This window comes from Streptomyces sp. TLI_185, from assembly GCF_003814765.1.
Taxonomy (GTDB): Bacteria; Actinomycetota; Actinomycetes; order Streptomycetales; family Streptomycetaceae; genus Streptomyces.
This window is the reverse complement of record NZ_RKRB01000001.1, coordinates 182,844-208,359: the sequence shown is the minus strand read 5'-3', so window position 1 is coordinate 208,359 and position 25,516 is coordinate 182,844. Positions and strand designations below refer to the sequence as shown.

Here is a 25,516-nt window from a genome sequence, read left to right as displayed (position 1 = left end):
CTTTCCACGCCTCGCTACTTTCCCCTGCCCTCGCACCCGGCTGCCGGCATGTCCGGCTTTGAGGAGCATCGTCCCCATGTCCGAAACCGCTGTCGTCGACGCCGCCAAGGTGTCGCCACGCCGCCGCCCGCGCCGCACACCGACACTGTTCGAGGCGGCCCTGCCCATCGTGCTGATGCTGGTGATCGTCGTTCCCGGCTCGATCTGGCTCAGGCTCAACCCGGTCGTCCTGCTCATCGTCGCCAGCTCGTGTGCGGGGATCATCGCCTGGCGATTGGGGGTGACGTGGGAGGAGATGCTCCACGGCATCCGCGAGAAGATCGACTCGGCGATGCCGGCGCTGCTCATCCTCGTCGCCATCGGCATGCTCATCGGCACCTGGACGCTCTGCGGCACCATCCCGATGATCGTGGACTTCGGACTGCGGGTCATCCAGCCGTCCTGGATCGTCCTGGTGGCGTTCCTGATCACCATGGTGGTCTCCACCATGACCGGTACCTCGTGGGGCTCGGTCGGCACGGTCGGCGTTGCACTCATGGGTGTCGCCGCCGGACTCGGGGCGTCCCTTCCGATGACCGCAGGCGCGATCGTCAGCGGCGCCTACTTCGGCGACAAGATGTCACCGCTGTCCGACACCACCAACCTCGCGCCGGCAGTGGCGGGTGCAACGCTCTTTGAGCACATCCGCCACCTCTTCTACACGACGCTCCCGGCGGCCGGGGTCTCGGCGATCCTCTACTTCGCCCTCGGCCTGACCCAGCACACCGGCGCCCACGCGGCTTCCCGCTCGGATGCCCTGCTGACGGTGCTCAACCACGCTTTCCACTTCAACGTCCTGCTCCTGCTGCCGCCCGTGGTAGTGCTGGTGGGCGCGATGATGAAGAAACCCCCGGTGCCGACGATCGTGCTGTCCTCGGTGGTCGCGGCCGTCCTGGGCATGGGAGTTCAGGGCTTCACGATCCACGACGTCAGCGACGCCGCGTCGAAGGGCTTCAACGTGACGATGCTGGCCGGACACGGCGTCGACCCCGCCCAACTGCCCGCCGCCGCCGAGACCTTGCTCAACCGGGGCGGCATGACCTCCATGGCGCAGACCATCCTCATCGGCCTGGTCGGCTTCGCCCTCGCCGGGATCCTCACCGAGGCGGGCTGCATGGACGTTCTGATGCGCCGCCTGCTGCAGCGGGTGCGGCGCACAGGAGGCATCATCCTGGCCACCGCGGTCTCTTCGCTCGGCACGGCGCTGGCCATGGGCGTGTCTTACCTGGCGATCCTGATCCCCGGCCAGGCGTTCAAGGACGTCTACCGAGAGCGTGGGCTCGCCGCCAAGAACCTCTCGCGGACGCTGGAGGACTCCGGCACGGTGTTCGTCCCGCTGGTGCCGTGGACCGAGGCGGGAATGTACATGTCGACGACGCTGGGCGTGGCTACGGTCGCCTACGCGCCCTATGCCTTCCTCAACTACCTGGGCGTGGTGTTCGCCCTCGTCTGCGGCTTCACCGGATTCGGCATCGCCCGGATCAAGACGCCCGACAACGCCGCGCAGTAGACGTCGAAGGCTCTCGTCCGCCCTGCTCATCGGGCCGATGGACACGCGAGACCGAGCCGTCCCGCCACTTCGCGGCGGACGGGGGCGCCGCCGCCCGCACCCCCTGCAGACCGACGCACCGAGGGTTTCCCGCCGCCGCACGGGTGCGGCCTTCTGCCTGCTGTCTCACGCCTCTCGCCAGCCGTGCGGAAGCGGCGGGCGCCGGGTTACCTCAACGTAACGCTTGATACATATGGGCATCTCATCGAGTCAGATGTAATGTCCGAGTCATTCGCGCGGCCGTCAGTGCCGTCGCCCGCCAGCCCGTCGAGAAGGACCTGACCGTGAAGCTGACGTCCTCGAACCGCCGCACCATCGTGGCGGCCATGTCCTGCGCGACCGCGCTGCTCACGCTGTCCGCCTGCTCCAGCAGCAACGACGACGGCGGCACGCAGGCGGCCGCCGGTGGAAAGTTCACCATCGCCGGCAAGGTCGTCCAGCAGGATGCCGCGCTCCACAAGCTCCTGCCGGACGCCGTCAAGAAGTCGGGCGTCGTCCGTGTGGCGACCGACATCCCCTACCCGCCCTTCGAGATGTACGCCGCTGTCGGCAGCACGAAGATGACGGGCCTGGACTACGACCTCGGGCAGGCGCTCGGCGCCAAGCTCGGCGTTCGCTTCACCTTCTCGGCGCAGAAGTTCGACGGCATCGTGCCGGCCGTGCAGGCGGGGAAATTCGACGTCGCCATGTCCGCGATGACGGACAACAAGGAACGGCAGCAGGTCGTCGACTTCGTCGACTACACCCAGTCCGGGTCCGGCATCCTGGTCGCCGACGGGAACCCGGAGAAGATCACCACGCTGGATGACCTGTGCGGGCGCAAGGTCGCCGTCCAGGCCGCGACCAACCAGCTCAAACTCCTCACCGCCCACCAGGCGGCGTGTGCCACGTCCGGCCAAGGCAAGGCCGACATCCAGACCTTCCCCAAGGACTCCGACGCCCAACTGGCTCTCAGGTCCGGCAAGGTCGTCGCCGACGTGCTGACCAAGCCGGCTGCGGGCTGGACCGCCAGGACCGCCGACGGCGGAAAGGCCTTCGACCTCGTCGAGGACCCCAAGGCCCCCGGCGGCTACAACGCATCGCCCAACGGCATCGCGGTCAGCAAGCGGTTGCCCGAGCTGGCCGATGCGATCCAGAAGGCCCTGCAGGCACTCATCGACGACGGCACGCTCACCAAGATCTGCGACAAGTACGGCGTCGGCTCGATCGCGGTCCACAAGGCCACCCGGAACGCGGCGGTGGACTGATGCAGACCAGCGCCCAGCCGCTGCCGCACGCGGCGGCCGAGCAGCCCGCGGCACGGGATCTCGAGGTCGTCCCCGTGCGCCACTACGGCCGCTGGGTGGCCGCCGTTGCCGCGACCGCGGCCCTGGCCGGACTGATCGGCTCTCTTGCCCAGAACGCCAACGTCCACTGGGACGTGGTGGGCCACTACCTCTTCGCCGGCCTGATCTTCGACGGCCTGGGAACCACCCTGTGGCTGACGGCCGCCGCCATGGTGCTCGGTCTCGGACTGGGCACCCTGATCGCCGTCATGCGTCTGTCGGCCAACCCGGTGCTCTACGGGCTGTCCTCCCTGTTCGTGTGGTTCTTCCGCGGCACCCCGCTGCTCGTGCAGATCATCTTCTGGGGTTACGCCGCAGCCCTCTACAAGTACGTGTTGATCGGCATCCCCTTCACCGACATCACCTTCTTCCGGGCCGAGACCAACTCCCTGCTCACACCCTCGGTCGCAGCCCTGCTCGCCCTGGGACTCAACGAGGCGGCCTACGCCAGTGAGATCGTCCGCGCCGGCATCCAGTCCGTCGACGCCGGACAGGCCGAGGCCGCGCACTCGCTGGGCATGCGGCCGGCCATGACCATGCGCCGCATCGTGCTCCCGCAGGCGATGCGCGTCATCGTCCCGCCGATGGGCAACGAGACCATCAACATGCTCAAGATGACCGCCCTCGTGTCGGTGATCGCCGCCCACGACCTGATGTCCAACATCCAGGACGTCTACGCACAGAACTACCAGGTCATTCCCCTGCTGGTGGTGGCGAGCATCTGGTACCTGGCCCTGGTGAGCGTACTGAGTGTCCCGCAGGCCTGGCTGGAGAGGCGCTACGGCCGCGGTAGCGCCGGTACCGGCCCCACCTCCCCCCTGCAGCGCATGTTCCTGGGGGCCGCCGCGGCCCTCCGCAGGAAGGAGAGGGGCCGATGAGCGCTCCCATGGTTCACGCCGAGGGCGTGCGCAAACACTTCGGCCGGCTGCAGGTGCTCCAGGGCATCGATCTGACCGTGGAGCGCGGACAGGTGTGCTGCCTGCTCGGCCCCTCGGGCTCCGGCAAGTCGACGTTTCTGCGCTGCATCAACCATCTGGAGAAAGTCGACGGCGGACGCCTGTCCGTCGACGGGCAGCTGGTCGGCTACCGCCAGGACGGCAACCGGCTGCATGAACTGCGCGAGCGCGAGGTCGCCGAGCGGCGACGCGACATCGGCATGGTCTTCCAGCGCTTCAACCTCTTCCCCCACATGACGGCACTGGAGAACGTCGTCGAAGCCCCGATCAGAGTGGCGGGCGTCAGCCGCGCCACCGCCCGAGAGGAAGCGGTCGGCCTGCTCGACCGGGTGGGCCTCGGGGACCGGGCCGACCACTATCCGGCCCAGCTGTCGGGCGGCCAGCAGCAACGTGTGGCCATCGCACGCGCCCTGGCGATGAAGCCGAAGCTCATGCTCTTCGACGAACCCACCTCCGCGCTCGACCCGGAACTGGTCGGCGACGTGCTGGGGGTGATGCGACAACTCGCGGACGACGGGATGACCATGGTGGTGGTGACCCACGAGATCGGCTTCGCCCGGGAAGTGGCCGACACGGCCGTCTTCATGGACGGCGGCACCGTGGTGGAGGCGGGCAGGCCCGCCAAGGTACTGGTCGACCCCGAACACGAGCGCACTCGCCTCTTCCTGTCGAAAGTCCTGTGACCGCCGAGGTACGCCGGCGCCCGCGCGCCACCGCCCTGCTGGCGCTGGCGGGAAAGCGGGAACCCGGCTTCGTGAACGACCTGGGCCAACTGGTGGGCATCGACTCCGGCTCCTGCAGTCCCGTCGGGGTCAACAGGGTCGCGGACTGGGTGGATGACCGGCTCACGACTCTGGGCTTCACCGTGGAACGGATCGCGCTGCCCGCGACCGCCGACGGGCAGCGCGTCGGTGACGTGCTTGTGGCCCGCAAGACGGGTGCCCTGACCGCCGCGCAGGGCGGGCGCCGAGTGCTGCTGGCGGCCCACATGGACACCGTCTTCGAGGACGGCATCGTCGCGCAGCGGCCGTTCACCACCCGCGCCGGACTCGCTTACGGTCCCGGGGTCTGCGACGACAAGGGCGGCCTGCTCGCCGGTCTCACCGCGCTCGACGTGCTCGCCGAGGCGGGCGTGGACGCCTACCGGGAGCTGGTGTTCCTGGCCACGCCGGACGAGGAGATCGGATCCCCGGCCAGTCGTCCGGTGACCGAACGGATCGCCCGGGAGAGCGATGTCGCCCTCGCCCTGGAGTGCGCGCGGGAGAACGGAGACCTGGTGAGCGCCCGCAAGGGCGTCGCGGACTTCCGCGTCACCGTCACCGGCCGGGCCGCTCACGCAGGCATCGAACCGGAACGCGGAGCCAACGCCGCCTTGGCCGCGGCCCACCTGGTCGTTGCGCTGCAGGGACTCAACGGCCGCTGGGACGGCGTCACGGTCAACGTGGGGGTGGTGCGTGCAGGCACCCGGCCCAACATCATCTGCCCGGAGGCAGAGCTGCGCGTGGAGGTCCGCTCGGCCACCGCGTCGGGCATCGATGCCGCACGTGACGCCATCGAGACCGCGGCATCACAGCCGGGTGTGGCCGGAACCAGCGCGCACGTCGAGCAGCTGGACCTCTGTCCCCCCATGGAGCACACGCCCGCCGCCCGCCGGCTGCTGGCCACGGCATGCGAGCTGGGAACCGAACTCGGCCTGCCCGTCCGTGCCACCACCACGGGCGGCGTCGGCGACGCGAACATCATCGCGGGCGCGGGCATACCCGTACTCGACGGGCTGGGCCCCCTCGGCGGCGCCGACCACTCCCCCGAGGAGTGGCTCGACCTGGGCTCTGTGCACCGGCGCGTAGCCCTCCTCGCCTCGCTCATCACGGCGGTGGGCGACGGCCGCACCTGACGGCCGGCGCCCGATGCTCCGCAATGCAGCGGCTCGTGTGAGCCGGCGGCGCCGGTGCCCGGGCAGAACGCCGGTGCGCCGACCTCCCTGATCGGCGCACCGGCCACGGGTTAGGCTCGTCCGACGCCGACCGCGCTCCACTCGGTCCGAACGCCGCGGGAAGGAAGACTGACAGGATGGCCACTGGCGTTCTGGCGGACGAGATCCGCAACAAGCTCGGCGAACTCAGTCCGGCCGAACGCAAGGTCGGGCGCGTGCTGCTGGCCGCGTACCCGTCCGCCGGCTTCGAGACGGTGGCCGCCATCGCCGAGCGCGCGCAGGTCAGCGCCCCCACCGTGCTGCGGTTCGTCTCCCGCTTCGGCTTCCGCGGCTTCCCCGACTTCCAGGCGGCGCTGCGGGCGGAACTGCAGGAGCGCAACGCCTCGCCGCTGTCCCTGTACGACGCTCCCGCCTACGGCCGTCCCGTGGAGGAGGGAACCGACCAGGGAAGCCTGCTCGACCGCGCGGGGAGGATCTTTCCGAGCGAGGTGGCCAAGACGCTGGCGGAGCTCCCGCCGCATGACCTCGACCATGCCGTCCGCCTGCTCGCCGACGCCAGACTCCGCGTCACGCTCGCCGGAGGCCGCTTCACACACCTGCTCGCGCAGTACCTCGGACTGCACCTGATGCAGCTGCGGGAGGACGTGCGGTTCCTGCCCGACCGCAGCGTGGAACGCACCGCTGCCCTGGCCTCGCTCGGCCGCCGTGACCTCCTCGTGCTTTTCGACTACCGGCGCTATGAGGCAGACAAAGTCGCGACGGCCGAATTCGCCAGGGAGCGGGGCGCAAAGGTCTTGCTCTTCACGGACACCTGGCTCTCGCCGGTGGCCGGCCGGGCCGACGTCACGCTGCCCTGCCGGGTGACGGCGCCCTCTCCCTACGACAGCCTGGTGCCGACCCTCGCGGTCATCGAGACGGTCGTGGCCGCAGTGGTGGAGGCTCTGGGCGAGGCCGCCCACGACCACTTGCGCCACGCCGAGGACATCGCCCAGAACATCGGCCTGGTATGACCTGAGCCGGTCCGGGCGGTGCGTGCGTCACCTTCTCACGTGCTACCGGGGAGGCATCCATGGAGGAACCCGCTGACGTTGGCGGGGATCGCAGGGGCTTTTTTACACCCGGCCCCGCACAGTGCCCGTCGCCGACGCGGTGGTGAACCTGACCGCGAGCGAGTCTCTGCACTGGGCGGCCTCCCTGCCCGGCGGCCAGCCGCATCTGCGGTTGGTCCGCGAACTGGTCGGCACGCCACCTGCCTCATCGGCCCCGGGGACATGTCCCCGGGGCCGCAGCTTCGGGAGTACCGGGCCTTGTCAGTGGGGCCGTTGAGAATGGCGTGATGACTCACGCCATACCCGTGCCGTTGCCGTCCGCGCTCGTCGATCACCACGCCGTCGACCTGGAACGCAGTTACACCGACGGCTGGGGGATGACGGTCGCGGACGTCGCCACCGCGCCCTCCGGCGAGATGTACGCCCTCTACCGCGTGCACCGCCGCACGTACGGCGTGTCGGACGACGAAGTCGACCCGGGGAAGGCCGACTTCGGCTACGCGCTGGTGACCAGGTACGCCCCCGACGGCAGGCTGGTCGCCACCGCGGTCTCGGGGCAGAGCGACTTGGTGCGCCAGGACAAGACGCTCGGCGGCCCCACGACCGGGCTGGGTGAGGAGCTGTGGTGGGCCAAGGGACTGTGCGTGCTGCCCGACGGGACACTCGCGGTCACCGACATGCCGGGCAAGGTGGCCGACTTCCTCCGGAACGCCGAGCTGGACGACATCGAGCGGGCCGCGCTCGACCAGGGCGTGACCGTACGGCGCGGCCAGGGCTACACCCTGCGCGTCACCGCCGCGCCCTCCGTGCACCGCCAGTTCCTCACCCGCTGCCAGCCGCTCGACGGCGGCCACGGCCTCCCCGCGATCCCGGCCCAGCGCAAGGCCCGCCGCGAGTACGAGAACCGCGTCAGCACCCTCACACCCGAACCATGATCGTTCTCAGCGCCAACCGCTGTACCGATACTCCCGAGGCCAGGACCATGATCACCGGCTTAGCGTTAACCGCTGTACCGATGTTCCCCGAGGCCGGTGTTGCCTTGGCCGTGCCGGACAGTTGCCCCCTTGGTCGGGTGCGGTGCGGTTCGCCGACTATTCGCCGGCCGCCATGATCGCGTTGATGAGGTCGCCGCCGCTCTCTTTCAAGGCCCTGACCGCCTTCGCTCTTGACGCACCAGTCTGCGCCATAACCAATTCGATGTCCTTGGGGTCAACCCCGGTCTCGTCGACGGTCTCGTCGACGGTGTCCTCGTACGGCTCAGGGACGTCTTCGAAATCTTCTGGCATGAAGTCCTCCAAGGAGCGAAGAAGTACCGCTCAGCCCTTCCACTGCTCAGGCACCGTGAAACAGGTGCCCCACGCCGTCACGGGCTGCGTTCGCTGCTGACCATGATCAATCTCAGCGCCAACCGCTGTACCGATGTTCCCCGAGGCCGGAGGGCGCCGGCATGGCCGCACGCAGAACTCGCTGACCTTCCGCCAGGGAGTGGGCGTCGTGCCCAGCGGCGGTGGTGAACCGGGCGGGCGTCCGGATGCCGTTTCGCAGCGGTGTCGCCGGGCCGGCGACACCCCCGGCTCGGCTCACGCCGTCCGGGAGAGGGGCTCGCTCGAGGGACGGACGGCGTAAGGGAGACTGGCCCGGTACCCCGGCGGCGCGGGCTACGTCCGGCCGATGCTGCCCGCCGCCGGGGCTTCATCTCGCATGGTTAGCCGCCTCGCCCAAGGGCGCCCTCGTTCAATAGGTCGCCGCAGAACAGCGAACGGCAGGGGAGCCCGCTTCCCGTGCCGTGAGCAGCTCGTTTTCGTAGGCTGGTTGTAGGGTCTCACCGCCCGTGGCCAACGGCGACGCTGTGGCCTGGTAGTTGTCGCGCTGTCTCACGGCTTGGCCAGCCGTCCAGTCTCACGGCCGTGTCCGAATCCTCGCGACGCTGTAGCCGTCGTTCGTGAGATTCGGTCACGGAATCTGAGATCTCGCATGATCGTGTAGAGCCTCGTCGCTTGTGGAACAGTCGGTGCTCGCTGACCAGCGGTTCTTTCCGCTGTCCCAGACTGATGGCACAACCTCTCAGTCACAGACGTGGCATTTCCTCGCCGTCTCAGCCGATGGTGAATGACACCGGTGCTCCGGCCTACGGGGGATGTGGCCTGCCGCTCGGTGCGTCGACGGCTGTTGCCGTCGGGCTTAGGCCGGGGTCAGACCGGTCGGGACCTGCCACTGATAGCGGCGGCCCTTGTTGGTCAGACGCAGGCCCTGCTTGAAGACGGCCAGCCCCAGTTCGTTGGACGCCCTCGCCAACAGTGGCACGGTGTCACCGGCCTTTGCGTATCCCATGCTCAGCGGGGACTGGGCGGCGAGGACGAGCCGGGTGTGGTCGGCCGGCGGGACTGAGACGAAGTCTGCGGTCCGGTCCCCGGCGAGGTGGCGCACCAGAGTGGGGCCCACGCCGGCGAACAGCGGGGTGGGCAGAATCTCGCGGATGAAGTCCAGGATGCCCTTCGTCAGGACGGTGCCGGCCTCGGAGGGCCGCTGCTGGTGCCGTAGAACGGCGTCCACCAGAGCAGCACCGTCGTCGAAGGAGGAGGGGTTGACCTTCTCCTCGACGCCAAGGACCTGGCCGATGATCCGCCAGATGTGGAAGAAGGCGTCCCTGTCCTTAGAGGGGAGCTCGATGCCGAGCCGGGCCAGCCCGCGGGGGATGATGACGGAGAAGCACATCAGGGTGGCGGCCAGGTCCTCCTGGTTGACGGGCACGCCCCAGGAAGTATCCCAGTCCTCCCTGCGCGACAGGTGGTAGCGCATCGTGGCGTGCAGGAGGCGGATCTTCTGGGCTGTACGCACCCCACGCGCGCCCGGCGCGAGGCTGCCGGTCTCCAGGACATCGACGACGAACTGCGCGGTCTCCATCAGCCGGCGGAAGACACCCTGGGTGAGGCGGGTGGAGTGGTAGAGGACCTGTGCGCCGTCGCCGCAGCTGTAGCACAGGGGCAGGGAGCCGCACAGCAGCGTGCTGGTGATGTGCCCCTGGTAGCGGCCGAGCAGGCCCTGACCGCGTGCCGTCAGCTCCGGGTCGGCCCACTGGGGCAGGACTGCACTGCGGGTGAAGTATTCCTGCAGTTTCGGCGGCAGCCCGTCCGGGACGGGCTCACTGTTGCCCTCCAGGGCGAGGAGGGCCTGGCGGACCTGTTCCTGTCGGCCGAGCGCGTAGACCTCCTCGATCGCGGCGTCGGCCAGGGGATCGCCGGTCTTCCGCAGCGGGGCCAGCAGGTCATCGGTCCACTTCATAGCGGGCACGCGCATCTCCGTTGCCATAGCGCTGTAGGCGGGTGGGGAAGGAAGCAGACAGCCCGCCAGGCCGTGACTTCGTAGCCGGGCGTGCAGACCGCTCGACCTCCGTTCTACTGGCCTTCGTTGAGCACCTGGAGCCCTCATCACCCGAACAGATCAGGCTGAATCGATCCGTCGTCGCTCTGGCGGGGCCTGTTTCACTCAGCGGCGGGACGCGCCGGGTGCGAGCGACTGTGCCCGGCGGGGCCGTGATGCCTGGCTCCCTCTTGGTCACGTCTGAACGACGCACGGGACTTCGCCGCCTGCCGGGCGCGGCGGACACCGGCTTCAGGAAGAGCGAAGTCAGCGACTCTGGCGACCACAAGGAGCAGGCATCTAAGTCGGCGCCGCCTTCTGCGCGGTCACAGGCCAAGGGGCTGCTGCACTCACCGGAATTGGCGAGATGTGCGGGCTCCGCACCGGCGATGCCTGCCCCGAGCATCAGCGGAGCCCTCTACGTCTGGACGAAGACGTGACCAGGAGCCAGTGGAAAGCCGGACGATCCGTGGTGGGGACCGGCCGGAATACGGCGGAAGTGTGCCCCTGAGGCAAGATTTCGCAGGTCAACGCATTGTGACGCCATGCCGGGCTGCTGCGGAAAACCGCATGCTTACCGCGTCAGCGGCTGGGGTAACCCGCGGAAACGGGGCTCCCAGGCAAGCTCAGGTGCGCTGTTGCTGCGGTTTCCTCTTCCGGCCGTATTCCAGTCTGGCCCCCCATGTGGAGCGTCCCGTTCACCGGCCCATATACGGGTCTCGGCAGGATCCCCACCCATAGCTCGGACAACGACGGACCTGTCCACCCGTCACGGCAAGGACCGTTGCAGTACTACTAGCCGCTGTAAGGCGTGTTGTCCGTGTTGACCCGGCAGACAATCATGTTCGTCTCGGGGTTCAGGCACGTGATTTTCAATGCAGAGTCGAGGAGAGCCGAGAGGGGCCCTGCGATGCCATTGAAGGTTTTGACGTCACTCGCCCCCGGCGTGGCGTCTTGTGTCGGGCCCGTGGACCCAACCGCGATCGTCTCACCGGTGGCCTTCTCGATCACCTCGACAGTGACAGGCGCGTGGAGGAGCATCTCCAGATCGTCGCCTGTGGCCTTCTGTAGGACACTGCTGGGCTTGAGGGTGGCGTTCGGCATCTTCAGGGCGATGATCGTGCCGCTATCGGGGGTGCTCGGGGACGTGTCCGCCTCCATCCAGACACCCCGGACCCCCAGGGCAAGTCCGTCCGGACCGGTCTGCGCGATGAGGTGGGTGTCGCCCTTGAATTCGAGCGTGAGGGCACCCATGATGTACAGCTTCAGCGGCACATAGTCGGCCCGCATGAGGGGGATGTCCACCCCCACAGGTGACACGGGGACCTGGGGCAGGGCAGGTGCCGCATGGGCGCTTCCGGACAGCATCGGCCCGGTGCAAATCGCCACGGCCGCGGCCACGGCAACCGCCCTCTTCCTCACGAACCCATGGCGGCCTCGCTCGCACCTGGACATGCCTTGCTGAACCATCCGGCTTCTCCGTTCTCTGCTGCGACAGGACATGCGGCGCCCGACGAAGCCAACGCCTATGCCTGGCGGGCCCGTTCATGACGGCACGGAGTAACAACTAGTGCACATAGGGTAATTGGGCAAAATCTTGCGGCTCGCCCTGTTTCTGCTGCTACATTCACGCGCGCCTGAGCGCCCTTGACGGGTCGGGCCGCACCCCGGTTGGCGACGATGAGGTACTGGCGGTCACCCTTCGACCGCCTGACGTACGACTGCGGTCCCCGTCACGAGGCACGTGACGGGGACCGCGGCGCGTCCGCTACTGGCCGACAGGAGTCCGGGATCAAGCCGATGCCGGCCGCCGCATGGCACGCGCGTCCGGCGTCCTATCGGAGTACCCGATCAACGGTCTTGCGATCATTCACCCTTCCAAGGCCGTGCCGATCTTCCGAGGTGTCGTTGGTTCAGAGTGCTCCAGCTGGTACCGCCGACAACCGACCCAGCGGAAGGAAGCCGACCACGGAGGAGCAAGGTGGCGCCCTTCAAGGAGCGGACGTGCGTGCTACCCGGCCTAGAGTCGCGTCACCCAAACGAGTGAACCCTCCGATCGGTGTCCTGTCGCAGTGCGGTTGGCAGGCGGAGGGCGACTGGCCTGCTGGTCTGCCAGGTCGGTTGAGAACGTTGACCCTCGCTGTTCTCAAGCGGCCTGGTGTTCGAGCAAACCGGAGTCGTGCTGATGGACCGAGTAGTTCCCCACGGTCGCTCGGGTTCCCCGCTCAGCGCGCGACGGGATGAGAATCCGTCGGTACGAAGGAGAACGAGTGGGAATCCGACTGTCTCGACTCATCAGATCTTGCAGAGACAGAGCCGTTGACCTGCGGTGGCAGGTTGAGTTGCGACTCAGGGAAAGCAGCGTGAGGCGGCCTGAAGGGGCTGAGTCCGGCGCCGGGGGCGCGTCTCATCGATCTTGTCGGGTGTCCTGTCGCAACGTAGTTGCCAAACACGAGGCTGCTCACCTGCCTGTTCGCCACGTTAGTTGAGAATGACGGAAACGGAATTCTCAAACGATCTGGCTTTCTAGGAATCCCCTCGCGGAGGAAGAGGGTGGAGCATCGGCGGTTGGCAGTGTCCCAGAAGCCGCGTCGGCAGCGCGTGCGAGGCTCACCGCCGAGCAAGTAGGGTCACAGACGCTGTGGCGGGTCGGTGCGGTAAGCGGAGTGGGCGGAAGTGGGCTTGGGACCACCACCGCTGATTGGCAGGCGCCGCCGCCGCCCTCACCGTGCCGATGCGGCTCGCTCGCGTGGCGGAGGCCCGGCTAGAGCGAACAGCTGACCGTAACCTGTGACATCGTCGGTGGTCGTACCGGCTGCACGCAGCATCGCCCACAGCAGCACTTGGTTCGGCGTCAACACCGGACGCTGCAGGCGTGCCTCCAGCCGCTCGATCACGCCGACCGCGCGAAAGCCGTTGCCGCCCAACACCACGGCATCGGCGCTGTCCGGAACATGTGCGATCACCCAGTCGTACAGCTCGGCAGGCTGGACCAGGGTCTGCCCGCTGGGCAGAGCGCAGGGAGCCGAGAACAGTACCTCGAAGCCCGTTCCCTCGTAGTAGCGTCGACCCAGCGCGTTCAACTCCGTGTCGAACCACGGCGGATCGAACAGCGCCAGCCGTGAGGAGCCGAGGGCGTGCAGAGCGTCCACCATCGCCGCGCAGGTGGCGACTACCGGAACGCCTCCGGCCCGGGTGCACAGGCGCTCCAGCATCGCCTCCTCGGCCGAGGCGCCGATGACGTATGCCGAGCTGGTGAAGGCGAAGCCAATCGCAGCCAACGGTGCGGCGGCCAGTCGCTCGGTGGCCTCGTCCACGTACGGCGGCTCGGCGAATGCCCGCACCGGCTCCAGAGGGATCGCCTCGTCCATCCCGCCGCCCGGCCGCATCGCGCCGAACGGCACCCGGGCGGCGTGGATGCCGACATCGGCGGGAGCCATCGCGCGGAGTTCGGACTCTGGTCCTACGTCCGCGTGCGGGGTGAGCACCCCGAGTCTGACCCGCACATTCCAGCCGTCGTTCTGCCACATCCTGCACGTTTCCTTGCGGGCCTGCCAGCAGTGAGTTCCACATACATGATGTGAGCCTGGCGGTGTGCGGACACGGAATGACACGCCAGCCGACTACATCGGCAAAGTGAGATCAAACCCCACGATCGAGGCAAGGCCTCCGGTCCGGTCACGAGGCTCTGAGAATTCCGACACATCGCGTGAGACCCCGTGAGAATCCGCCAGCTTCAATGCGACAGGACACGGGGCCAGTCTCAGGTTCGTGGCCAATTGGCCACTGGTAGGCCAATCGCCGTGAGATTCGGCCATGAAATTTGAGACCCTACACTGGTGGTGCTCGGGGCTACTGCGGAGGGTTTGCCATGCCCCGAACTATCTGAGCGGTGCCATCTCGTTCGGCCTGGTCACTTCTCTGAACTATTGACGTTGAAGCCTGAGAGCGGGTCCAGGCAGCATGGTCTGATGGGCCGTAGTGGCGGTTTGTCCACCAGACGGTACGGCTGCGTCCGATGGGGGAGATGGTGGAGGAGCCTGATTTCGACGTGCTGCGGTCCTCCAGCGGCGATCGGGGGATCGTCCTCGTCCAAGCGGTTCGCTCATTAACTGGCCTGAGCGCATGGCGAAGCAAGCAGCTACTTGAAGCCACCCCGACTACGGTTGTCGACCGGACATGGTTCGAGGCCGCAACGGAAGCGGTGAGGCGCCTCAACGCAGTGGGCGCCCGAGCTGACTTGCTGTGCAGGTGGTGTGAGCGAGTGATCTCTCTCGAGGACTGCCCGGTGGACGCCGGCCCGTGCTCGTCGCCCTTCATGTCCCCGGACGGGTGCCCCGCAAGCCGACCGAGAGCTTGATTTCTGCCCGTTCGGGACTGCATTCCAGGCCGGCACCCTCAACTTGCGAAGTTCCCGCGGGCTGTGCCGAGAGGCTATCGCTGTGCTGGCATGCCGAGGAGCATAGGCCCGCCTCCGGCTGCCGTGTCAATCTGACTGATTTTGGACTCAGCGCCGGTCAGGCTGATGCGGAGTCCTTCTATCTCGCCCAGCCAGCCCTCCTGCTCTGCCTCAGCAATGCGGTCAACGAGGTTGTCGCGGATCTCCACCAGACGGCCGCGCTGGGAGGGATCGGGGCGAAGAAGGGAGCAGCGGACGCAGGCGTGCTCGTGGACGCAGGCGGTGCCGTAGGCGCGGGCGCAGGTCCCGACGGAGAGCTTGCGGCGTTCGAAGTGGCCGAGAAAATCCTCCCACTCGGCATCGGTAGGGGTGCGGTATTCCTCGGCCGGCCGCAGGGAACGGCGCCGGGCGATGAAGGCGCGATGGGCTTCGATGGTCTCTTCCGGGTAGATCGCGTTGTAGCCCATCGTGGTGTTGATGTTGGCGTGGCCAGCGATGACCTGCGCGATGTGAGGCGGGAGGCCCGAGCGGATGGCATCGGTGATGAACAGGCGGCGGAAGTCGTGCGGCACGAAGACCAGAGGCTGGCCGGTGGAGTCGGTGAGGCCAATGAAGGCGAGGACCTCTCCCAGCGCGCTGCGGATGAACTCGCCCGACATCCGGGATCTCTCGCCGCCGCGGTCCCACTGGAACAGCAGCGGAGACGGAGGGTTCCAGACACGTTCCTCATAGTCGTAGGCGGACAGGAGCGGGATGGCACCGGTCCGCGGGTCGCGGACACGTCGGATGATGGTGGCCAGGACGTCGGCCAGTTCTGGGCTGACGAGCACAACTCGCTCCTGGTCGGTCTTGGACGGAGCGATCTGCAACAGTGGGACGATCTCGCCGGTGGCAGGCAGCCGGTACTGGATCATCGCGTGATGGCTGATCTCCAGCATCTCCTCGATGCGGGCGCCCGTGTGGCGGAGAAATTCCACCGCTGCCCAGGCCCAGAACGCGCGATGTTCGGCCTGACCGAAATGGCGAAGAGTGCCCTGCTCGTCCCTCGCGCCGGCGGTCGTCGCGTTCTTGGTGCGGACGAAGATCGCGTCGCCGATCGTGAAGGGGGCACCAGGTGGGACGGCGAGCAGGGCCTGCAGGCGGGCCGATTGCTGGGCGTGGTGATCGGCCGCAGCACGGACGAAGGTCTCCAGGACGGGCAGCCGCTCGCGCGTTCGCTGGTCCATGCGGGCCTTGCGTCGCTTGACGCGCTTGCGGTTGGAGACTTCGGCTTCCTTGATCGGGCAGGGCGCTGCCCAGGGTCCCCACCGGGTGGGTTCCTCGGCCGCCCAACGCGCGATGTCCAGGTAGAGAGCCCGCACCGCCACGAGCAACTGGTCGTATTCCGCGCGCTCGACGAGCGTCTCTTCCACAGTGCCGTCCGGCCGTTTCCGCCGCTGGATTCTGGTGCGGAACCGCGCCTTCCACGCGGCGGTGACTCCAGGCGGCAAGTCGAGGGAGGCGATGCCTGGATGATGTATCTCCAGGTCAGACCAGAAGTTCCTGGTCAGGTTGCGGGCAAGGTTGTCGAGAGTGCTGTAGTCAAGCCGTGGTCGGCGCTCCTCCAGGTAGTCGATCAGCAGCTCGCGGATCGGCGCGCAGGCCACGCCGTGCCGATCGACCAGTTGCGTGCAGGTGAGCTGACCCGTGACCTTGTTGAGGAAACGCAGGGTCACCGGGGCGTCGGACGGCATGTTCCCCAGGTCTCGCAGCCAGGAGTAGAAGAGGGTGCCGCCGGCCTGGCTACGGACCAACTTCCGTAACTCGGTGTAGTACTCGAAGGCGTCTCCGGCGGTGATGTCCGCCAGGCCTCCTCCCTTGGCGAGCATGATCCGAGCCAACGCCAGGCGGGCGCGGCCGCCTCCGACGGATGCCCACCGCTTCGGGCCGACGATCTCTTGCAGGCGGGTCACCCCTTCAGGGTCCCTGGTGCGCTCGACGAGGGGACGCAGATGCGTAGTGCGGTGGCCGAACTGCCAGGGAATCGAGAGGCGCAGCGCATCGATGCTGGCCAGCTGTGGGCGGTCACGGTTTTGGTTCAGGCCGCGATTCCGTGAATCCCCAGGTCATCGCCCGACTGCGGGAACGTTTCTTGTGGGGATTGCCCTGGGGTGGGGGTCGTGGCGGTCGAGGATGTGCTGTTTCCCGGGATCGATGTGCGAGTCACGGCGGTGCACGTCACCGTGGAGAGAGTCGCCGTCGAGGCCACGTCATGCGGGCGGCCGCCATCCTGTCCGGACTGCGGCTGTCCGGGACGTCGCGTGCACTCTCGATACGTGCGCCAGATAGCTGAACGCCCGGCTGCGGGACGGCCGTTGGTCATCTCGCTTAGGGTGCGCCGCTGGAAGAACTCACCGAGCCCTGACCTGCCAGCGGGCAATACCTCGAACCTGGGGATTCACGGAATCGCGGCCTGAACCACGGTTTTCCCCACCCTCGGGTGGTTTGAGTCTCATGTAATGGCCCATCCCGATTTCACCGAATTCCCCATGGGGATGACGAAGTTGGGCTTGAGGGCCCTGGCCATCACGAACACGCACATGTCCCTCGACCTGCAGCACGAGAGGTCGATGGACACACCTGATGGCAAGGAGATCATTCACCGTGGTCGACATCATCGAGATCTACGTCCACTGGTACGCGGGCCGCTCCAAGAGCGAGCTGGCCACGTCGCTCGGCGTGGACCGCAAGACGGTCAGGAAGTACCTGGCCCCGGCGGAACTGTCCGGGATCACCCCGGGCGGCCCGCCCGTGAGCGAGGACGACTGGGCCAAACTGATCAAGAGTTGGTTCCCGGAGCTCGCCGACCGGCGACTGCGGCAGATCACCTGGGACCAGTTCGACGAACACCGCGACTACATCAGCAGCCTGCTCGGAACCGTCACCGTCACCACGATCCACCAGCGGCTCCGCGACGACCGCGGAGTGCGGGCATCCCGGTCCTCGCTCCACCGCTGGATCGAAGCCACCCTGCCCGGAGAGACGAAGAGATCGCAGGTCACCGTCCTGCGGGATGAGGTCGAGCCCGGCACGGAGGCCCAGATCGACTACGGCTTCCTGGGCCAGTGAACCAACCCACGCACCGGCAAACGGCACCGGGTCTGGGCCTTCGTGATGGTGCTGCCCGCCTCCCGGCACATGTTCATCCGCCCGGTGCTCACCCTGGACCAGCACGCCTGGACCGAAGCCCACGTCGCCGCCTTCACGTTCTTCGGCGGTGTCCCGCGCCGGCTCGTGCCGGACAACCTGCGCACCGGCGTCGACAAGCCCGACCTCTACGACCCCAAAATCAACAAGGCGTATGCCGAACTCGCCTCCCACTACGGCGCGTTGGTCGACCCGGCCCGGGCCGGGAAGCCGAAGGACAAGCCCCGGGTCGAGCGGCCGATGCCCTACATCCGTGACTCGTTCTGGCGCGGACGGGAGTTCGTCTCCGTCGAGCACATGCAGACCGAGGCGATCGGCTGGTGCCGCAAGGTCGCCGGCCGCCGCCAGTGCCGCCCGCTGGGCGGAGCCTCGCCGCTGTCGGTGTTCGAGGCCATCGAGGCGGAGGTGCTGCTGCCGCTGCCGGAGACGCCGTTCGTGCTGGCTCGCTGGTCAACTGCCGTGGTCGGGCCGGACATTCACATCAAAGTCGGCCGCACCCTCTACTCGGTTCCCTGGAAGCTGATCGGCCGCCGGGTCGATGTCCGCTCCACCGCCACCATGGTGCAGGTCTTCCTCGACGGCGAACTGGTCAAGACACACGCGGCACTTGAGCAGGGCAAACGCACCGACAAGACCGACTACCCGCCGGAAAAGATCGCCTTCCAGATGAAGACGCCGATCTGGTGCCGCACGCAGGCCGGCCAGGTCGGTGACGCCTGCCGGGAAGTGGTCGAGTCGCTGCTGGAAGTCGGTGCCCTCTATCGGCTGCGGGCCGCCCAGGGCATCCTCGGCCTGCGCAAGAAGTATGGCGAGTCGCGCCTGGAGGCCGCCTGCGCGAAGGCGATCGCGGTCGGCGACCCCTCCTACCGCACCATCAAGGGCATCCTGATCGCCGGCACCGAGACCGACCCCGAGCCGGAGACCGGGGACGCCGGAGCCGCGGCCTTCCTGCACGGGCCCCAAGGGCTGTTCGCCACCGTCGAGACCCCCCACCCGGCGGACGGCGACCACGACGACCAGGGCCAGGACGGTGTTGCGTGATGAGCGTGATGGACACCGCCCTGCGGGAATCACTCAAGGCCCTGCGGCTGTCCGGGATGCTGGAGACCCTCGACGCCCGCCTCCTCCAAGCCCACGGCGGCGAACTCGGACACCTGGACTTCCTCCAGGTCCTCTGCCAGGACGAGATCACCCGCCGCGAGACCGTTGCTTTCGAACGACGCCTGAAACGCGCGAAGTTCGAGCAGCAGGTCACCCTCGAAGAGTTCGACTTCACCGCCTCCTCGAAACTGCCCGCAGCTCAGATCCGCGACCTGGGAGCCCTGCGCTGGCTCCACGCCGGCGAGTCCGTGATCCTCTTCGGCCCGGTCGGCGTCGGCAAGACCCACATCGCCCAGGCCCTCGGCCACCTCGCCGTCCGCCAGGGCGCAGGCGTCCGCTTCGCCAAGACCAGCCGGATCCTGGCCGAGCTGGCCGGCGGACACGCGGACCGCACCTGGGACCGCCGCATCCGCGAACTGATCCGACCCGACGTGCTCATCCTCGACGACTTCGCCATGCGCCAGCTCTCCGCGGCCCAGGCCGACGACCTCTACGAACTCGTCAGCGAGCGGCAAGGCCGGTCCCTGATCATCACCAGCAACCGGGCGCCCAGCGACTGGTATCCCCTCTTCCCCAACCCGGTCGTCGCCGAATCTCTCCTGGACCGGCTCATCAACACCAGCCACCAGGTCATCATGAACGGCCCCAGCTACCGCCCGAACAAACGCCCCAAGAACCCCACCGTCAAGACCGACAAACCCAAGATCACCTAGAGCTCGACCAAGCCAGGACCTGGCCGATTACGTGAACACGAGGCCGGGGAATATCGCGAACGTTCACACCCTCCCGTGAATCGCGGACGTCCTCTCTGCGCAACATTTGATCTTTGTCCGCGCGGTGCCTCCTCTGCTGCTCCCGTCCCGCGCATTCCGTCACGCCCGGGAGCCCTATTTCGTCGGTTCTCCTGAAAGGCGAGTGGTTGAGGCGGAGCCGTACGTCCTGGAACGCTCCTGATTCCCTGGCGGGCGCTGGATGCCGGCGCGTACTGTGGCAGTGAGAGCCGTCTGGAGGAGCCGATGAGCGCCCAGCCCGAGCACGCGCCCGTCCCGCCGACGCCGGCCGCGGCCGCGCAGCTGCTCGCTCAACTCCGGCTCAGCACCCGGGCCGCGACGTGGGTGCCGGCATTCGAGCAGGACTGGTCGCGGGCGCTGGAGGACTCCCGGCACTCCTACAGCCTCAGCCCGTTGCATGACGTCATCCGCACCTGGCAGGCCCGCCTGGAGGCGCTGCCAGCGGTGACCGAGTTCCTGGCCTCCGGGCGGGACGATGCCGACGGCGTCGACCTGGCCGACGCGCTCGACGGCCGCCGGTGAGCGATACGCCGTGGCCCGCCCGCCTGTCACCGAAGGCGCTGGCCGTCCTGGAGGACCTGCCGGAGCACGCCCGCGCCATGCTGCGCGACGTGATGGACATCGCCGGCCGCGACCCGTGGTCCTTCCCGCCCTTCGACAGCCGCGACATTGAGGGCGAGGACGTCCGCGCGGCCGCGGTCGGACAGCTCACCGCCGTCTACTGGATCAACCGCCCGGCCGGACGCCTGTACGTCATCGACATCGTCTGGCTCGGATAGCCACCGCGCGCCGGGTGCGCCCTGGCCTGCGCAACGGGCAGATGCCGGGTGCGCAGTCGCCTACGTGGCCATTGCGCAGACCCGTTTTGCAGGCCTGTCCGAACAGCACATCGGCAGGGGCAGTGCGCAGGTTGCGCAACCGGTCCGGCCTGCTGACATCGGCCGGTGCGCAATGGCCGGCCCATTGCGCAGGTTTCGGCCGGGCAGCCTGCGCAACGCTGTGACCTGCCGTGGTCGGGCCATGGTCGGGGTCGAGCCGTGGTCGGGGCATTGCGCAGGACCGTGAGCGGCTAGAGCGTGTCTCTTTGAAGAGCTGCTCGCCCGGCGGCATCTTGAAGCGGTCGAGAGATCCGTTCAGCCGATGGTGAAGCGCTGGTTCTGGGCGTTTCGGTCGCAGGGGGCAGTGCGGTAGTAGCCGTTGTCCTGCTGGTAGAGGCAGCGGCCCGTGCCGACGCTTTGGAGCATGATGGCGCTGCGGGCGGCGGGCTGGACGGTGCGCCACTTCTGGTATGAGCCGCCGTTACAGCGCAGGGGGTAGACGTCGCCCCGGTCATTGCTGTCGAGGCAGCGGCCCCAGGTGTAGTTCGTAAGAGTGGTGTTGGTGTTGAGGCGGCCGTTCCAGTGCCACAGGATGCTGCCGCGTCCGGAATTGCAGCGGTCGCCCTTGAGGCCGGTTTCGTCGTTCTCGCGCAGGCAGTCCCCGTAGCGGTAGTTCGCGAAGCGGCTGGTGGCGGTGGCAGCCGTGGCGGGTGTGGGGGTGAGGAGGGGGAGGGCGAGGGCGGCTGCGGCGATGAGGGCGGCGAAGGCTTTCCGGGGCGGGCGGCGCACTGGGGGTCTCCTTGCAGTGGTTTTCAGAGGTACCTCGACATGATCTCCGAACACCGCCGCCTACGCCTGAAAGATGGGAAATCCCCGGATCGATCCGAACTGACCAACCCATCAAAGAGACACGCTCTAGGGGTGGCGCGGGTGTGTCCAGCTGACTGTGTGGTCGGGGTTCTGGTCGGGGTGCCATACGGGTGCTGAGGGTCCGTTGTGGAGTAGGTCGGTCAGCGGGGGCGCGAGGATGGGCACCTGGTGTACGAAGCCGGGTGGGACCAGGTCTCGGGCGGTGGCCCGCAGGGCGCGGATGGGGTTGTCGATGCCGGTCGGGCCGGTGCTGTCCAGGATGAACAGCAGCCGTGGGAAGAGGGGGTAGCGCCGTCGCCAGTTCTCCCGTGCCGGCTCCTGGTGGAAGGTGTTCCGGGGGCGTCCGACGGTCACGGGCGTGTACGCGTACAGGCGGGCGTAGGTGGTGAGCTTCGCGGCGAGGCGTTCGGGGCCCATCGTGGCCCGGTCGACTTCCACGAACGCCCGCAGCATCGACCAGTCGTCATCGCCTTCGCGGCCGCTCCGGTAGAACAGCACGGCGTCCGGGATGACGGCCTCGCTGCTGCCGAGCGGGTGGTAGACCTTCGGGATCCAGTCCAGGGGCCGGCACACCTCGCCGCGGCGGCGTGCGTCCTGCAGGAACGCCAGCCCGGTCTCCGTCACCACCAGGGAATGGCCCTGCCCGCAGTCTGGCGGCCGTGCGGTCCGCCAGCAGCCTGGAGGGCCGCCAGTTGCGCAACTCCGGCCACTGCGCGGCGGCTTCTGCCCCGTACTGGGTGGCGAACCACGCCCGCGTCCGGCCGGCACGCGGCAGGGTGAGCGGTCGACCAGGCCCTCATCGCGCAGCTTGGCCAAGCGGCGCCAGGTCTGCTCGATCCGCACCCCCGGCGCGATGATCAGGTGCATCTGCTCCGTGGTGGCCATCCGGTACTGCGCCAGCACCGCCAGCGCCAGCCGGTCCCCACCACCCGCATCCACATTCCGCACCGCCAACCGCCCTTCCGGTCCATGCGGCGCCAATGCCCGGCGCCGCCCCTACCGGCCACAGCAGCAACTGGCTCCGACCACCCCGGCGACCGCGAAGGCCCGGCCACGGTCACGATGCGACAACACCGCCCCCGACCACGCCGGAACCCCCCGCTTAATGCCCCGCCGACATTCCTGCCGACAACCGTCTGCGTCCCTCGGGCGTCTGACGGTGTATCCGCAGGTCACCATGCCTTCCGGCGGTGGTCGGGGTGCCCGACATCCCCCTCTGCACACCCCCGCGCCACTCCCAGACAGGAAAAGAAGGAAAGGGAAGGGCGGGCGGGGCGGGCGGGCGCGCCTTGGGGGATCGGGGCGCCCTTTCCTTCTGGTTGCGCGTCGGTGGGGTCTTGGCGCTCGAGCGCCGGACGGGGCTGGCGCGGCGAAACGGAGCAGGGTACGGGGCGCTGCAGCGCTGCTTGCTTGACTCTCGGGCGACCCGAGACTCACAGAATGGTCGGGTGCTGAGCATTGGGAGCTTTTCGTTGGTCACCGGTCTGTCGATCACTGCGTTGCGGCATTACGACGACGTCGGACTGCTGGCCCCCGCCTACGTCGACCCCGACACCGGGTATCGACGGTACCGGCCTAACCAGGTTGACGAGGCGCGTCTGTACGCGGCGTTGCGTCGTCTGGAGGTGCCCGTCGATGCCATGCGCGCGGTGCGCGAACACGGCGTCGGCGCTGTGCTTGCCGAGCACCGTGAACGCCTGCAAGCCAGAGCCGACTCGCTGACGAGCCTCATCGAGACCGTCGATCGCTACATGGAGAAGGGGCTACCCGTGAAGACCCGCCGTATCAGCCAGGTCACGATCGTGGCCGAAGACCTGCCCGCCTCGGTCGCGTTCTACCGCGACGCTTTCGACGCCGACTACCACGAGGAGATCAGCTCGTTCCAGTTCGGCACTTACCCTGACGACGACTTCTTCCTCTTGACGGTGGCCAACCCGCAGTCGCACCCGTGGCAAGGGGGGCCGGCCAAATTCGGCCTGGGCGTCGCGGACATCGATGCCGCGCATGCGCGTGCGCTCGCCGCCGGCGCTGTGGAGATCGAAGCACCGGTCGACAGGCCGTGGAAGCCACGGTCGTCGACCGTGCAGGACCCCGGCGGCAACCACATCGACCTGTACGAGGGGTGAGCCCGAGCCCATCGCCGGGTGCCATGCGACAGGTCACCAGGACGACCAACTCGGGTGGATACTGACCCGATGCGCCAAGGATTCGTCCACGACGCAGTTGTGAGCATGAAGCCGGGCGGCGATGTTCGAGCCCCCGGAGCAGCCATCACGGTCGCGCTCTGCGGGCACTGGGAACCGCACGGGACTGATCGTCCTCAATGACAGCATCATCTGCTCGGCCTCACTCCGGCCGCGTTCCCCGGCCTTCCCACTCTCCCACGGCAGGCTTGGTCAACACACCGGCTCTCCGAGGGAATCAGCACGAGCGCTCCCACCGCCAGCCGCAGCGAGCATTGGGAGTGCTCAATCCGGTGCGAGTGCACGGGCGATGGGCCAGGCGCCGGGTGAGGTGTTGGAGAGCACGGTGCGGGTGGTGGCGGTGTGCGGGTCGTGGGTGGACTTGAACGACGCGCCGGCGTCGTAGCCGACCAGGATCGCCGTGTCGGTGCTCTCGTGCAGCCAGAAGCCGAGGCCGTAGCGCCTCGATTTCAGGGGCACGTCCCGGCGCGGCCGTACTACCTCGTCGACGCAATCCACGATGTCGCCGGCGAAGAACGCGCGCCAGAAGGTGGAGATGTCGGCGGCGGTGGTGTGGATGCCGCCATCACCGGTGGCCAGCACCGGCAAGTGGAAGATGTTGGAGCGATCCACCCCGTCCAAGGGCAGGTAGCCCACGGCCGCGTCAGCGGGCAACTCATCGGAGCGGAGGAAGTCGGTTTTGGTCATACCGGCCGGGCGGAGCACCCGTTGTCGGACCAGGTCGTGGTAGCCGACGCCGCTGGCCCTCTCCGCCAGCAGGGCGAGCACCACGAATCCACTGTTGCAGTAGCCGAACCGCTCACCGGCCCCGAACTTGGTGGGATGGCCGTCCAACAGGGGCAGGAAAGCCTCGGTGGTCGTCAGCTCGTGCGCCGCACCGGCGACGAAGTCGGTGATCTTGGTGTCGGCCTCTTCGTCCAGGTAGTCACCGATGCCAGAAGTATGGGTGAGGAGATGCTCCACGGTGACGTCGTCCGCGATCAGCGGTAGATCCTTGCCGAGCAGGGATCGAGCGGTGGTACCCAGCTCCAGCGCGCCGTCACCAATCAGCGAGAGCACGGCCAGGGCAGTGAACCCTTTGCTACCGCTGGCGATGCCGAATCTGGTGTCCAGGGTGTTGGGAACGCGGTACGTGCGGTTGGCCGGACCGTAGGCCTTCGCGAACTCGATCTGGCCCGCCCTGTCGATCCAGACCACACCGGAGAAACCCGTTTCCTCGGCAATCTTGTCAATGTCCCCTTGCGCCATTGCCCCCGCTCCGCCGCACAGACCGGACAGTACCGCTGACACGACAGGCCGCCGAACCCGGACACACCGTCAGACTAAACCCGCCCAAAGATCCAAATCAGGGGTTCAGACACAGGCTCTGACGGCCCGGCCACCCGGACGCCTCGATCGCGACCTGCCCGATGTTGGGGCGTCCGAAGGTCATGGTGAACGGATCGACGTCCCTCACCCGCTCGGCGACGTCGGGCTGCCGCCGCTGCCGTATTTGTGGGTCTTGCGCTGGCAGGTGGCGCAGGGGCCGACCTTGTCGCCGGAGCAGACGAAGGCGCGCAGGTTCCAGGAATCCTGAGCGCCTCGCGTAGGGAACCCGCACACGCGTTCCGGAATGCTAGGGCCTCACGTACGGGTTGGCGCCCGTCGATCATGAGCTGCCGGGTACTTCTGCAAGGACGAGCTCCAGCACCGGGCGTGGACCTCGAACCGCAACTCGACCGCGTCCTGACCGCCTTCCTCCTCGGAGTCGCCGGCTGCCCCTGCGGCATCGGCTGATCATTTCGGCCGTGCTCTGTTCCCCTTCAGGCGCGCGGCCGGTGGGGGGTGGGGACCGTGTCGATCCCTGGTTCAACCCGGGCGAGTGGGTGCGCGTTCCCTCGTCGGTTCCGCCGTCTGGGAGGCCGTCGTGTCCGCACTGTGGATTACGGCGGGGGAG

21 protein-coding genes and 1 pseudogene are annotated in these 25,516 nt (G+C 68.0%); 14 read left to right on the top strand and 8 right to left on the bottom strand.

The genetic code is table 11. From position 1 onward, the window contains the following. Positions 1–76: 76 nt before the first annotated feature. The 7 genes from nhaC (at position 77) to EDD92_RS50715 (ending at position 7,786) form a co-directional block, all read left to right on the top strand. Entirely contained in the window at positions 77–1,549 is a 1,473-nt protein-coding gene (gene nhaC, locus EDD92_RS00890) for a Na+/H+ antiporter NhaC (protein ID WP_123962404.1), read from the top strand. A gap of 323 nt (positions 1,550–1,872) precedes the next feature. Further along, positions 1,873–2,835, top strand: coding sequence for an ABC transporter substrate-binding protein (locus EDD92_RS00885; protein WP_260326258.1), 963 nt, complete (start codon positions 1,873–1,875; stop codon positions 2,833–2,835). Further along, positions 2,835–3,791 carry an amino acid ABC transporter permease gene (locus tag EDD92_RS00880; RefSeq protein ID WP_123962403.1) on the top strand — a complete coding sequence of 319 codons (957 nt, stop codon included), beginning with the start codon at positions 2,835–2,837 and terminating at the stop codon, positions 3,789–3,791. The genes EDD92_RS00885 and EDD92_RS00880 overlap by 1 nt, the downstream gene beginning before the upstream one ends. Next, complete coding sequence (locus EDD92_RS00875; protein ID WP_123962402.1) at positions 3,788–4,552, top strand: amino acid ABC transporter ATP-binding protein; 765 nt, start codon at positions 3,788–3,790, stop codon at positions 4,550–4,552. The genes EDD92_RS00880 and EDD92_RS00875 overlap by 4 nt, the downstream gene beginning before the upstream one ends. Continuing rightward, on the top strand, positions 4,549–5,763 hold the full coding sequence (locus EDD92_RS00870) for a M20 family metallopeptidase (RefSeq protein WP_123962401.1): 1,215 nt from the start codon (positions 4,549–4,551) through the stop codon (positions 5,761–5,763). Before EDD92_RS00875 ends, EDD92_RS00870 begins: the two co-directional genes overlap by 4 nt. 176 nt (positions 5,764–5,939) lie before the next feature. Further along, entirely contained in the window at positions 5,940–6,812 is an 873-nt protein-coding gene (locus EDD92_RS00865; RefSeq protein ID WP_123962400.1) for a MurR/RpiR family transcriptional regulator, read from the top strand. Positions 6,813–7,138: 326 nt separating this feature from the next. After that, positions 7,139–7,786 carry a hypothetical protein gene (locus EDD92_RS50715; protein ID WP_260326257.1) on the top strand — a complete coding sequence of 216 codons (648 nt, stop codon included), beginning with the start codon at positions 7,139–7,141 and terminating at the stop codon, positions 7,784–7,786. Between the two features lie 156 nt (positions 7,787–7,942). Here the strand turns inward: EDD92_RS50715 and EDD92_RS50430 are convergent, their stop codons facing one another. From EDD92_RS50430 to EDD92_RS00835, 4 genes are all read right to left on the bottom strand, one after another. Next, positions 7,943–8,137, bottom strand: a complete 195-nt coding sequence (locus tag EDD92_RS50430) for a ubiquitin-like domain-containing protein (protein ID WP_221268055.1) — start codon at positions 8,135–8,137, stop codon at positions 7,943–7,945. Positions 8,138–9,032: 895 nt separating this feature from the next. Beyond that, entirely contained in the window at positions 9,033–10,148 is a 1,116-nt protein-coding gene (locus EDD92_RS00845; RefSeq protein ID WP_399181463.1) for an oxygenase MpaB family protein, read from the bottom strand. 858 nt (positions 10,149–11,006) lie between these two features. Continuing rightward, positions 11,007–11,612: a hypothetical protein gene (locus EDD92_RS00840; protein ID WP_123962397.1), complete on the bottom strand. Its 606-nt coding sequence runs from the start codon at positions 11,610–11,612 to the stop codon at positions 11,007–11,009. 1,322 nt (positions 11,613–12,934) lie between these two features. Next, a complete protein-coding gene (locus EDD92_RS00835) occupies positions 12,935–13,741 on the bottom strand; it encodes a maleate cis-trans isomerase (protein WP_123962396.1) in 807 nt (268 codons plus the stop codon). Positions 13,742–14,229: 488 nt separating this feature from the next. On the opposite strand from EDD92_RS00835, the gene EDD92_RS52310 reads away from it, so the two are divergent. Then, the gene (locus EDD92_RS52310) at positions 14,230–14,571 is read left to right on the top strand and encodes a ribosomal protein L7/L12 (protein WP_123962395.1); all 342 of its coding nucleotides are present in this window, start codon (positions 14,230–14,232) and stop codon (positions 14,569–14,571) included. Between the two features lie 74 nt (positions 14,572–14,645). Here EDD92_RS52310 and EDD92_RS50710 read toward each other — a convergent pair whose 3' ends face one another. Beyond that, positions 14,646–16,562 (bottom strand): site-specific integrase, encoded by a 1,917-nt coding sequence (locus EDD92_RS50710; protein ID WP_123962394.1) that lies wholly within the window; start codon positions 16,560–16,562, stop codon positions 14,646–14,648. Positions 16,563–16,760: 198 nt separating this feature from the next. On the opposite strand from EDD92_RS50710, the gene EDD92_RS52305 reads away from it, so the two are divergent. The 5 genes and pseudogenes from EDD92_RS52305 (at position 16,761) to EDD92_RS00800 (ending at position 20,467) form a co-directional block, all read left to right on the top strand. Further along, positions 16,761–17,066 carry a transposase family protein gene (locus EDD92_RS52305; protein WP_399181458.1) on the top strand — a complete coding sequence of 102 codons (306 nt, stop codon included), beginning with the start codon at positions 16,761–16,763 and terminating at the stop codon, positions 17,064–17,066. A gap of 187 nt (positions 17,067–17,253) precedes the next feature. Further along, positions 17,254–18,837, top strand: a pseudogene (gene istA / locus EDD92_RS00815) (IS21 family transposase). Further along, a complete protein-coding gene (gene istB, locus EDD92_RS00810; protein WP_123962393.1) occupies positions 18,837–19,610 on the top strand; it encodes an IS21-like element helper ATPase IstB in 774 nt (257 codons plus the stop codon). The pseudogene istA and the gene istB overlap by 1 nt, the downstream one beginning before the upstream one ends. Positions 19,611–19,913: 303 nt before the next feature. Next, positions 19,914–20,210: a DUF6247 family protein gene (locus EDD92_RS00805; RefSeq protein WP_123962392.1), complete on the top strand. Its 297-nt coding sequence runs from the start codon at positions 19,914–19,916 to the stop codon at positions 20,208–20,210. After that, positions 20,207–20,467: a hypothetical protein gene (locus EDD92_RS00800; protein WP_123962391.1), complete on the top strand. Its 261-nt coding sequence runs from the start codon at positions 20,207–20,209 to the stop codon at positions 20,465–20,467. Before EDD92_RS00805 ends, EDD92_RS00800 begins: the two co-directional genes overlap by 4 nt. Positions 20,468–20,821: 354 nt before the next feature. On the opposite strand, the gene EDD92_RS00795 is transcribed toward EDD92_RS00800, so the two are convergent. Together EDD92_RS00795 and EDD92_RS00790 are read right to left on the bottom strand one after the other, a co-directional pair. Next, positions 20,822–21,295 carry a hypothetical protein gene (locus EDD92_RS00795; RefSeq protein ID WP_123962390.1) on the bottom strand — a complete coding sequence of 158 codons (474 nt, stop codon included), beginning with the start codon at positions 21,293–21,295 and terminating at the stop codon, positions 20,822–20,824. A 126-nt stretch (positions 21,296–21,421) separates the two neighbouring features. Then, positions 21,422–22,324 carry a replication-relaxation family protein gene (locus tag EDD92_RS00790; RefSeq protein ID WP_123962389.1) on the bottom strand — a complete coding sequence of 301 codons (903 nt, stop codon included), beginning with the start codon at positions 22,322–22,324 and terminating at the stop codon, positions 21,422–21,424. Positions 22,325–22,824: 500 nt separating this feature from the next. Here EDD92_RS00790 and EDD92_RS00785 point away from each other — a divergent pair, with 500 nt between their 5' ends. After that, positions 22,825–23,502 carry a VOC family protein gene (locus EDD92_RS00785; RefSeq protein WP_123962388.1) on the top strand — a complete coding sequence of 226 codons (678 nt, stop codon included), beginning with the start codon at positions 22,825–22,827 and terminating at the stop codon, positions 23,500–23,502. 342 nt (positions 23,503–23,844) lie between these two features. Here EDD92_RS00785 and EDD92_RS00780 read toward each other — a convergent pair whose 3' ends face one another. Then, positions 23,845–24,828, bottom strand: a complete 984-nt coding sequence (locus EDD92_RS00780) for a serine hydrolase (protein ID WP_123962387.1) — start codon at positions 24,826–24,828, stop codon at positions 23,845–23,847. Positions 24,829–25,516 lie beyond the last annotated feature (688 nt).